The organism is Oerskovia sp. NPDC056781, from assembly GCF_042789955.1.
GTDB classification, from domain to species: Bacteria; Actinomycetota; Actinomycetes; order Actinomycetales; family Cellulomonadaceae; genus Oerskovia; species Oerskovia rustica.
The window spans coordinates 1-9715 of sequence record NZ_JBHUAD010000150.1; the positions used below are offsets into that span (position 1 = coordinate 1).

A 9715-nucleotide genomic window follows, 5' to 3' on the forward strand; every position below is an offset into this window, starting at 1 on the left:
GGCCGAGGTCTGCGGTGCGGCCGATCAGCCGCCCATCAGCACGACGTCGCGTCGTAGGGTGCGACGAGGATCGTCGTCGCACCCCCGGCGGTCACGTCGAAAGAGACCTGCCCGGCCGCCACGGAGGCGGAACGGGTCGCGAACCGCTGTGACGCGCTGCGCCCGGGGGCGAGCCCCGTGAACGCCTTGGTGCCCGCGGTCGAGCGGATCGTGACGTCGAGCGCCTCGTCCCCGGCGTTGACCGCACGGCCCGTGAGCTGGACCTTGCCGGCGACGCACTGGGCGCTCGCGGTCACCTCGACGGGGACGACGGGCTGCGCGGGCACCTCGTAGGGCGCGACCTCGACCTGCCCGGTCACGGCGAGGTCGCCGTTGGACGCGGAGACCGTGACGGTCCGGCCCGCGAGCGAGCCCGCTGCGACGTCGGCCGCCGTGAGCGTGCGACGCACCGCGCCGCACGAGGCCTCGGCGCCTGTCGCGAGCTCGGGCAGCGTGCACAGGCCCGCCGCCCCGACGCCCGTGAGCCGCACGTTGCCGGTGCTGCGCACCGTGACGGGGCTGACCACGACGTCACCCGCGTTCACCGAGCCGTTCCCGTCGGTGTCCTCGACCGTGGCCTCGCCTGCCGTGACGGCGAGCGAGGGGCGGCGGTCGACCAGGTCGACCGGGGCGCCCCGGAGCGCGACCGACGAGGCCTGGTCCGCGTTCATGAACCAACGGGTCTCGGGCACGAAGAAGCCGTCCGCGAGGTCGCCGGCCGTCACGACGCGGTACGCGAGCCCGCACAGGTACGTGCCGCCCGCGGGCAGGCTGCTCCAGTTGCACCCCGGGGACAGGTTCGTCAGGTTGCCCGTCGCGGTCGAGCGGTAGGCCGTGGTCCCGGTGTTGTAGACGCGGAACGAGTAGGGGACGCGCTCGCCCACGACGTACGGCTGGGCCGCGACGTCACGGTCGGTCGTGTACTTCCCGAACACCGCGAGCGAGGTCACGGGGCCCGCGGGACCGCCCGTCACGGTCACGTAGCCGTAGGCGCGCGCCTGCGTGCCGTCGGCCGCCGTCAGGACGCTCTGGACCCGCACGGGGTTGTTCGCGGTGGTCGCCGCCGCGGTAGCGGACGCCGTGAGCGCGACCTGGACCGTCGCGGTCTGGCCGACCGCGAGCGCCGGGACGTCGACCGTGGTCGCGCTCCAGCCCACGGGGGCGTCGATCGTCAGGCGTGACGCGGCGAGCGACGCCTGGTTCTGGTTGGTCACCTGGACGGGGACCTGCACGGTGCCGCCCGTCGCGACCGTCGTGTCCGGCACGACCGTCGAGGCGCACGTCGCGTCGAGCCACTCCTGGTCGAAGCTCGCGAACGAGATCGCGTTCATGCCCTGCGTCTCGTACAGGAGCCCGAACCGCCCGTCGCCGATCGGCGAGAGCGTCGAGTACGCGCCCGAGCCGGGGTTGACGACCCGGAAGCCGGGCCAGGTCGCACCGTCGTCGCACGAGAGACGCACCGTCACGTTCTCACGGCCCGTGGTGCTGTTGGAGTTGCTGAACAGCAGCATCCTCGCCTCGGCCGAGCCCTCGGGGGCGTCGGGGTACAGGCGCGAGATCGAGCCGTTGTTGGTCGGGTCGGGGAGCTGGCGGTCGAGCGTCACGGGGCCGTAGGTGTGCCCGCCGTCGGTCGAGAAGGCGATCTTGCGGTACTTGCTACCGGCCGAGTCGCGCGAGTTCATCATGACGCGACCGTCGGAGAGCTCGACCGACTTGTTCTCGTCCATGCCCGTCCCGAAGGCCTCGCCGTGCTGCCACGTGGCGCCGTGGTCGTCGGAGTAGACGCTGTAGGCCTTGTAGGTCCCGCCCATGCGGGCCGTGAACTGCTGGACCAGCCGTCCGGCGTGCTCGCCGTAGCGCAGCTGGATGCCCTCGCCCGAGGCCGCGAAGATGCCGGCCCACGACGGGTCCTTGGCGCCGTCGGTGATGACGCGGCCCTCCCACGTCTGTCCGCCGTCCTCCGAGACGCTGACCGCGGCGTGCAGGATCTGGCGGTTGGTCGGGTCGACGCCCGTGGCCGACCCGCCGAAGCCCTGGTCGAAGGACTTCACGTGGAAGTTGAAGACGGTTCCCGTCTCGCGGTCCACGACGTAGGACGGGTCGGAGAACCCGTACTTGTCGGGGGAGGCGTTCGTCCCGTGCCCCGCGGCCACGACCGTCGTGGGCTCCCACGTCGCGCCGCCGTCACGGCTCACGCGCTGCAGGATCGAGTTCGGTTGCGGGGCGTCCGCGGCGTTGAACGGCCGCCCGTCGTAGGACGCGAGGATCGTGCCGTCGTTCGTCGTGGTCAGCGCGGGGATGCGGTAGTTCGCGTAGCCGCCCGTACCGCCGACCGCGAGGGTCTGCTCGGAGAACGTCCCCGGCCCGTCGGTCGCGGCGGGAGGGAACGGGTCGAACGCCTGGGCGCTCGCGGCCGGGGCCACGAGGAGCAGGGACAGCCCGGCGGCGAGCGCCGCGCGTGACCGGCGGCGCGTGCACGGCGGTGCGGCGCTGGGCGGGGTGGGTGGGTGCAGTGGCATCAGATACTCCTGGCTTCGTCGGGTCAGAGCTCTTGCTGTCGTGCTGCACGGTGCGGTCCTGCGGGGGCCGTGCCCCTTCCCGGGCGCGGGACGGGGCGCGGCGCGGACCTCCGCCTCGGCACCGAGTCGGGTGCGGGGGTCCGGTCTGGGGGCTCCTGGTGCGAGGTGCCCGACGGCGGAGCGGGCGTCGGGCGGGCGGGTGCGGGACCGTCGTGGTCCGGCGTGTGCGTGCCGGGCTGTCCGCGGCGGTGCGGGCGGTCCGGGTGGGGCTGGGTGGGGTCGGGCCGGGTCGGTCGAGGGAGGGCCGGTTCAGCCAGGGGCTGAGAGGGGGCGGGGGCGTCAGGCGGTGAGGGCGTCGACGAACCAGCCGGTGATGCTCGTGGGATGGGTGATCGCGGTCCCGACGACCACCGCCCACGCGCCGGCGTCGAGCGCGGCGCGCGCCTGGGCGGGGGAGTGGACGCGGCCCTCGGCGATCACGGGGACGTCGAGGCGGTCGACGAGCTGGGCGAGCAGCTCGAGGTCCGGCCCGTCGGTGCGCGGCCGCTCGCCCGTGTACCCAGACAGCGTCGTCCCGACGACGTCGACCCCGGCGTCGCGGGCCGCGAGCGCGTCGTCGAGGCTCCCGCAGTCCGCCATGACCAGCGCGGCCGCCTGCTCGCGCAGGCCCGCGACGGTCTGCGCGAGGCTCAGGCCGTCGGGGCGCGGTCGCCGGGTCCCGTCGATCGCGACGATCGTCGCTCCGGCGTGGGCGACGGCCACCGCGTGGCGCAGGGTCGGGGTGATGAAGACCCCGTCGGTCCCGTCCTTCCAGAGCCCTGTCACGGGCACCGTGATCCCGAGCTCGGCGAACGCGTGCGTGACGTGCTCGACGTCCGCGACGCCCTGGACACGGATGCCCACCGCGCCGCCGCGGACCGCGGCGAGCGCGACCTGGGTCATGGTCCGCGGGTCCCGCATGGCCTCGCCGGGGTAGGCCTGGCACGAGACGACGAGGCCGCCGCGCAGCGCGACGAGCGGGTCGGGGGTCACCGGTCCCGCGGTGGGTGCGGGGGCGGTCGACGGACGGTCGGTCACGGGATCCTCCGGGAGGCGAGAGGGACGGTTGTCACGGGGTCACGGGGTCACGGGGTCACGAGCGAGGCGAGCGGTGCGACGGCCTCGGGCGTGCCGGGGTGGACGGGCGCGTCCGGCTCGCTCGGTACGACGGACGTCCCTCGCTCCTCGTGCGCGACGAACGCGAGCCGGGCCGCCCCCAGGACGGCCGCGTCGCCGCCGAGCGTCGCGGTCACGACGGGCAGGCCGTCGAGCGCGGGCATGAGCTCGGACGCGACCGCGGCGGACAGGGTGTCCCACCACAGGCTCCCGGCCCCCGCGAGACCGCCGCTGACCACGACGACCTCGGGGTCGAGCATGTTCGCGACGCCGCCCACGGTCCGGCCCAGGGCCGTGGCCGCGAGGACCACGGCCTGGTGGGCGACCGGGTCGACGTCGGTGATCTGGCACACGACCCGAGCGGTCTCGACCGTGGGATCGCCGCCGAGCCGCAGGTACAGGGCGTGCAGCGCGGGCCCCGACGCGATCGCCTCGAGGTGGCCCGAGCGCGAGCACGTGCACAGCAGGCCCGCCGCCTCGGCCGCGGGCAGGTGCCCCAGGTGCCCGGCCACGTGGCGTGCGCCGTGCTGGGGCGTGCCGTCGAGCAGGAGCGTGGCCCCGACCCCGGTGCCGGCCGCGACGACGAGCGCGGTCCGCGTCCCCGCGCACGCCCCCAGCCAGTGCTCGCCCAGCGCGTGCGCGTGCACGTCGTTGTCGGTGTGCACGGGCAGACCCGCCGCGGGGCCGCCCGCTGCCGCGAGGCGGGTGGCGGTCCCGCCCGCGAGGTCGGCGCCGGCCCACCCCGTCAGGGCGTCGGTCGCCGCCACGACTCGGCCGCGGCCCGAGTCGATGACCCCGGCCGAGCCGATGCCCACCCCGACCAGGGCGTCGGGCGAGCCGGAGACCCCGGGGGCGTCGGCGCCGTCGGGCAGGAGGAGCGCGACCAGGCGCGCGACCGCGTCGAGGATCGCGTCCGCCCCCTCCCGGGCCGGGGTGGGGACCCCGGCCCGGGCGAGGACCGTGCCGTCGTCGCGGACGAGCCCCGCGGCGATCTTCGTACCGCCCAGGTCGATCCCGACGGCGGTGCGGTGGGTCGGGACGCTCACAGCAGCCCGGCCTCCGCGAGGATCACCTTGATCTGGTCCACGACCTCGCCCTCCAGGGCGGGGGCCGGGGTCGTCATGACGTTGGACCCGATCACGCCGAGGAGCTGCAGCGACGTCTTGAACGCGCCCAGGCCGCTCGCGCCGCCGCTGTAGCCGCGGGGCTGGAAGACGATCTCGAACAGGGACGCGAGGCGGTCCTGCTCGTCGCGGGCCCGGACCCAGTCGCCGGCCTGCGCCGCGTCCCACAGGCGCACGTAGCCCGCCGGGTCGACGTTGCCGAGGCCCGGCACGACGCCGTCGGCGCCGAGCAGGAGCATGCCGTCGACGACGACCTCGTGGCCCGTGAACAGGCGCAGCGGGCTGCCCGCCGCACGGTTCGCCGCGACCAGGCGACGGAAGCCGACGTCGTCACCGCTCGAGTCCTTGACGCCCGCGATGACGCCCTCCGAACCCAGACGGACCAGCATGCCCAGGTCGAGCTTCGAGTGCACGCACACGGGCACGTCGTACGCGAACAGCGGCAGGTCGCTCGCCGCGGCGACGCCCCGGAAGTGACGCTCGATCTCGTCGTCGTTCGTGCGGATGTACAGCGGAGCCGTCGCGACGACCGCGTCGACGCCCGCGTCCTGCGCGCGGCGGACCTGGTCCGCGACGCGGCGCGTCGTCAGGTCGATCACGCCCGCCATGACGGGCACGCGGCCCGCGGTGATCTCGACCGCCGCCTCCATGACCTGGGAGCGGCGGGCGTCGTCGAGGTACGCGACCTCACCCGACGAACCGAGCACGAACAGGCCGTGCACGCCCGCGTCGAGCTGGCTCGTGATGAGGCGCTCGAACGACGCGCGGTCGAGCTCGCCGTCGGCCGTGAGCGGGGTGACGACGGGAGGGATGACACCGGAGAAGGTGGTCGTGGTGGGCACAGCGGACTCCAAGGATGGTGCGGTGGTGCCGGGCGGAAGGGCTCCGCCCGGCACCGAGGGATGGGGGAACCGTCAGAGCAGGGTCGGCGCGGCGCCGAGCAGGGTCCGGGTGTAGTCGTTCGTCGGGCGGTCGAAGACCTCCTCGGCCGTGCCCTCCTCGACGACCTTCCCGAAGTACATGACCGCGATGCGGTCCGAGACGTACCGGACGGTCTGGATGTCGTGCGAGATGAACACGAGCCCGAGGTTCAGGCGCGCCTTGAGGTCCGTCAGGAGGTTGAGGACCTGGGCGCGCACCGAGACGTCGAGCGCCGACGTGGGCTCGTCCGCGACGATCACGTCCGGGTCGAGCGCCAGGGCGCGGGCGATCGCCACGCGCTGGCGCTGACCGCCCGAGACCTGGCTGGGCAGCACGTCGAGCGCCGACTGCGGCAGGCCCACGAGGTCGAGGAGCTCGCTCACGCGGCGCTCACGGTCCCGGGGCGAGCCGATCTGGTGCACGTCGAGCGGGTCGCGCAGGATGTCGCGCACCAGCATGCGGCCGTTGAGGGCCGTCGACGGGTCCTGGAACACGATCGAGATCGCGCGCCCGAACTCCTTGCGGGTGCGGGCGTTGCGCTTGAGCACGCTGCGCCCGTTGAACACGACGTCACCGCTCGTGGGGGCCTGGAGGCCCACCATGACCTTGGCGAGCGTCGACTTGCCGCAGCCCGACTCGCCCACGATCCCGATGGTCTCGCCGCGGCGCACGGCCATGTCGACCCCGGCGACCGCGTGCACGCGGTCCGGACGGAAGAGCTTGCCCGTGCGGGCCTTGTGCACCACGTGCACGTCCTTGAGCTCCAGGACAGGAGCGTCGTCGCTCATCGGGCACCTTCCTGGACCAGCAGTCCGCTGTCGGTCGACTCGGTGTGGCTGGCGTAGCGGTGGTCGGTCCCCGGCAGCGTGCGCAGCGGGGGACGGGGCACGAACGCGTCCTGCGGTCGGGAGGACCGGGGAGCGAAGCGGTCGCCCGTCGCGAAGTCGCGCGGCGAGGGGACCGTGCCGGGGATCTGGTGCAGGCGCTCCGCGCCCGACTCGATCGACAGCACCGCCCCGAGCAGCCCGCGCGTGTACTCGTGCTGCGGGTTCATGAGCAGGCTCGGCACGGGAGCCGACTCGACGACCTGCCCCGCGTACATGACCGTCACGCGGTGCGCGAGCGACGCGACGAGCGCCAGGTCGTGGCTCACGAAGACCATCGCGAACCCGAGCTCCTCGCGGAGCTCGTTGAGCAGGTCCACGACCTGCTTCTGGACCGTGACGTCGAGGGCCGTGGTCGGCTCGTCGGCGACGACCAGTCGCGGGTCCCGCGTGAGCGCCATGGCGATGAGCACGCGCTGGCGCTGCCCGCCCGAGAGCTCGTGCGGGTAGCTCTTGAGCGTGCGCTGGGCGTCGAGGCCCACGAGCTCGAGGAGCTCGACCGCGGTGCGCGTCCCGCCCCTCTTGACGAGCTGGGCCATCTGGGTGCGGATCAGCATCGACGGGTTGAGCGAGCTCAGCGCGTCCTGGTACACCATGGCCATCTCGTGGCCGCGCAGCGCGTTGCGGCGGGCCGGGGTCGTGGTGAGCAGGTCCACGCCGTCGAGCAGGATCTCGCCCGTGACCTGGGCGGAGGCGGGCAGCAGGCCCATGACCGCGAGGCTCGTGAGGGACTTGCCGCAGCCCGACTCACCGACCAGCGCCATGGTCTCGCCGGGACGCACCGAGAAGCTGATGTCGTCCACGACGGCCACGTCGCCGTGCCGCTCGGGGAAACGGATCGAGAGGTTCTTGACCTCGAGCAGGGGAGCGGCGTCGCCCGTGTGGACCAGGCGGTCGGTGCGGTGGCTCTCGGCCACCCGCAGGCGGTCGAGCTGGACGGCGAGGGCCTCGCGCTGGGCGGCGGCCGCCGCGACCGCGAGCTCCGGGTCGGGGATCACCGAGGTGTCGGCGACGAGCTCGTCGAGCGCGCGCGGCTCGCGCAGGTCGGCGCCGCCCGAGTACTCGAGGGGGGCGTCGGCGTCGGGCTCGGTGAGCGGGTCCGTGGCGTGCGCGGCGTCCTCGGCCGCGGCGGCAGCGGTGCGAGCCTCGGCCGGCTTGCGGGCCGCGGGGCGGACCATCGCGTCCGTGAGGCCCTCGGACAGGACGTTGAGGGAGAGGACCGTCAGGAGGATCGCCATGCCGGGGAAGAAGGTCGCCCACCAGCCGCCGTTGAGGAGCAGGTTGCGGCCGTAGGCGATGACGTTGCCCCACGAGGGCTCGGGGTCCTGGACGCCCGCGCCGATGAAGGACAGGCTCGCCTCGAACACGATCGCGTCGGCGACCAGGACGGTCGCGAACACCATGATCGGGGCGAGGCAGTTGCGGGCCACGTGCTTCATCAGGATCAGCGACGTCCGCGCGCCGATGACCTTCTCGGCCGACACGTAGTCCTCGCCGAACTGGCTGAGCACGTTGGCGCGGACGATGCGGGCGATCTGCGGGGTGTAGAGGAACGCGATCGTGAAGATGAGGACCGGCAGGGACTTGCCCCACACGGCCACGAAGACCACGGCCAGGGCGATGCCCGGGAAGGCCATGATGATGTCGAGGATCCGCATGAGGGTCTCGCTCACGGCCTTGTGGGCCGTCGCGGCGACCGAGCCGAGGATCGCACCCGCGACCAGGGCGACCGCGGTGGCTCCCAGGCCGATCACGAGCGAGTAGCGGGCCCCGTAGACGATGCGCGAGAAGATGTCGCGGCCCGTGCGGTCCGTGCCGAACCAGTGCTCGCCCGACGGCGGCTGGGCCGGCGTGCCGGACTGCAGCGGGTCGTAGGCCGCGACGAGCGGGGCGAAGATCGCCAGGAGCGCGACCAGGAGCACGAAGCCGAGGGCGATCTTGGAGCCCAGGGGGAGGGCCGCGAGGCGCAGGCCCGGGCGGGACAGTCGTTCTGTCAGCTTCCGACGCATGTCACACCGTCCGGATTCGAGGGTTGACGACGAGGTAGAGGAGGTCGACCAGGATGTTGACGACCACGAAGGTCAGGGCGACGGTCAGCGTCACTCCCTGCACCAGGGCGGTGTCGCTCGCGGTCACGCCGTTGAGGATGAGCTTGCCCATGCCGGGCAGGTCGAAGATGACCTCGATGATGACCGCCCCGCCCATGAGGTAGCCGACGCGCAGGCCGAGCACCGTGATGGGTGTGATGAGCGCGTTGCGCAGGACGTTGCGCCCGACGACCACGCCGCGGGGCAGCCCCGAGCCGATCGCGGTACGCACGTAGTCGCGGTCGAGCTCCTCGACCATCGCGGTGCGGACCACGCGGGTCAGCGACGCCGCGACGGGGATCGCGAGGGAGAGCGCGGGCAGGAACATCGAGGCGAGGAACATCCCGAAGTCGTCCGAGGGGTTCGTGTAACCGCCCGAGGGGAACCAGTCCAGGCGCAGCGAGAACTGCTGGATGAGGAGGATCGCGAGCCAGAACGACGGCGTCGCGACGCCCGCGATCGACAGGACGCGGATGGCCTGGTCGGGCCAGCGGTCGCGGTAGAGGGCGGCGGTCACGCCGAGCACGAGCGAGAGCACGACGGCGATCGCCAGGCCCATGAACGTGAGCTGGAGCGTGAGCGGGAACGCGTTGGCGATGAGCTCGTTCACGGGCTGGGAGGGCGGGACGGTCATGCCCATGTCGCCGCGCACCAGGCCGGCCAGGAAGTTGCCGTACTGCACGAGCATCGGGTCGTTCAGACCGTTCGCGGCGCGGTAGGCCTCCTTGGCCGCGTCCGTGGCGGACTCGCCGAGGGCGTTGGTCGCCTGGTCGCTGGGCGCGAACTGCATGACGACGAAGACGAGCAGGGTGATGCCCAGGATCATGACGGGCAGGGCGAGCAGGCGTCGTCCGGTCAGTCGTAGGAGCGCGGTCACGCGGTACTCCTCGGGGTCGGGGTGGGTGGCGGGTCGATCAGGGAGAACGTCTCCAGCCAGCCGGCCGGGTTCTTCGCCAGCAGCAGGCGCAGGTCGCGCTGCATGAACT

At 73.4% G+C, this 9715-nt stretch carries 7 protein-coding genes; all 7 read right to left on the reverse strand.

Translation table 11 applies throughout. From position 1 onward, the window contains the following. Positions 1 to 35 precede the first annotated feature (35 nt). The gene (locus ACFRCR_RS12980; RefSeq protein ID WP_377678053.1) at positions 36 to 2558 is read right to left on the reverse strand and encodes an exo-alpha-sialidase; all 2523 of its coding nucleotides are present in this window, start codon (positions 2556 to 2558) and stop codon (positions 36 to 38) included. 339 nt (positions 2559 to 2897) lie between these two features. After that, positions 2898 to 3635 (reverse strand): N-acetylmannosamine-6-phosphate 2-epimerase, encoded by a 738-nt coding sequence (locus tag ACFRCR_RS12985; protein WP_377678055.1) that lies wholly within the window; start codon positions 3633 to 3635, stop codon positions 2898 to 2900. Positions 3636 to 3682: 47 nt separating this feature from the next. Beyond that, positions 3683 to 4759 carry an ROK family protein gene (locus ACFRCR_RS12990; RefSeq protein ID WP_377678057.1) on the reverse strand — a complete coding sequence of 359 codons (1077 nt, stop codon included), beginning with the start codon at positions 4757 to 4759 and terminating at the stop codon, positions 3683 to 3685. After that, positions 4756 to 5679, reverse strand: coding sequence for a dihydrodipicolinate synthase family protein (locus ACFRCR_RS12995; RefSeq protein ID WP_191788946.1), 924 nt, complete (start codon positions 5677 to 5679; stop codon positions 4756 to 4758). The genes ACFRCR_RS12990 and ACFRCR_RS12995 overlap by 4 nt, the downstream gene beginning before the upstream one ends. Before the next feature lie 72 nt (positions 5680 to 5751). After that, positions 5752 to 6546, reverse strand: a complete 795-nt coding sequence (locus ACFRCR_RS13000; RefSeq protein ID WP_138824080.1) for an ATP-binding cassette domain-containing protein — start codon at positions 6544 to 6546, stop codon at positions 5752 to 5754. Then, positions 6543 to 8651 (reverse strand): dipeptide/oligopeptide/nickel ABC transporter permease/ATP-binding protein, encoded by a 2109-nt coding sequence (locus ACFRCR_RS13005; protein WP_377678059.1) that lies wholly within the window; start codon positions 8649 to 8651, stop codon positions 6543 to 6545. The genes ACFRCR_RS13000 and ACFRCR_RS13005 overlap by 4 nt, the downstream gene beginning before the upstream one ends. A gap of 1 nt (position 8652) precedes the next feature. Then, positions 8653 to 9606 (reverse strand): ABC transporter permease, encoded by a 954-nt coding sequence (locus ACFRCR_RS13010; protein WP_138824082.1) that lies wholly within the window; start codon positions 9604 to 9606, stop codon positions 8653 to 8655. Positions 9607 to 9715: the final 109 nt, after the last annotated feature.